Consider the following 715-nt stretch of genomic DNA (forward strand, 5'->3'; position numbering starts at 1 on the left):
CCGCCGGACATCGACCGGAGGGAAGCTCGGCTCAGCCCCTACCAGCGCTGGCAACAGCAGCATGCTGCTGCGGAGGTTCCCTTTTGTAGGTTCGAGGGGATCTTCTACCGCCTCTCTCAGAAGGCGGAACAAAGACCAGAAGAGCTGCCTTTTCCCCTGCAGCCAGCCGGGATCCCTTTGGGAGAAGGTAGCCCTTTTTTCCTACGTGCCAACGGGCTGGTCTACCGAGTGTCCTATTGAAAGGGGGGAAGTGCTTGCGGCAGCAGGACAGCTATTTCTCCTCAGGGAGGGGGATCAGGGGTTCAGTAATGATTTCCCACCTTGCGATGGTGGATGGCGGTGAGGCCCTCAGGGCTGGAGACCCGTCCGGCTTCCAGGGTGCTGTACACTACCCAGTGGTCGCTGGTTTCCAGGCGGCTGACCACGCGGCACTCCAGGTAGGCCAGGGCATCGGCAAGGATAGGGGATCCGTTAGCGGCGGGGTAGGTCTTGATGCCGGCAAAGCGGTCAGCTCCCGGCGGGAAGCGCTTTAGGAAGTGGCGCATTAAGGGCTGGTAGTGGCCCTCCTGCAACACGTTAAGGACAAAGGTATCCCCCACCTGTAGGAAGGACTCAATTGCCCGATCCTTAGCCACGGCCACGCTGATCCCTGGCGGATCGCTGCTGGCCTGGGCCACCCAGGAGGCGAGCATGGCGCTGGTGGCCTGCCCTTTGC

2 protein-coding genes are annotated in these 715 nt (G+C 61.8%); one reads left to right on the plus strand and one right to left on the minus strand.

What is annotated here, in order from left to right:
• The coding region (locus tag NW858_RS10060) for a hypothetical protein (RefSeq protein ID WP_414520415.1) at positions 1-240 on the plus strand (240 nt) is incomplete at its 5' end.
• Positions 241-302: 62 nt separating this feature from the next.
• On the opposite strand, the gene NW858_RS10065 is transcribed toward NW858_RS10060, so the two are convergent.
• On the minus strand, positions 303-715 hold a 413-nt coding region (locus NW858_RS10065; protein WP_414520416.1), incomplete at its 5' end, for a flavin reductase family protein.

The organism is Synechococcus sp. H55.10 (genome assembly GCF_047502715.1).
GTDB lineage: Bacteria > Cyanobacteriota > Cyanobacteriia > Thermostichales > Thermostichaceae > Thermostichus.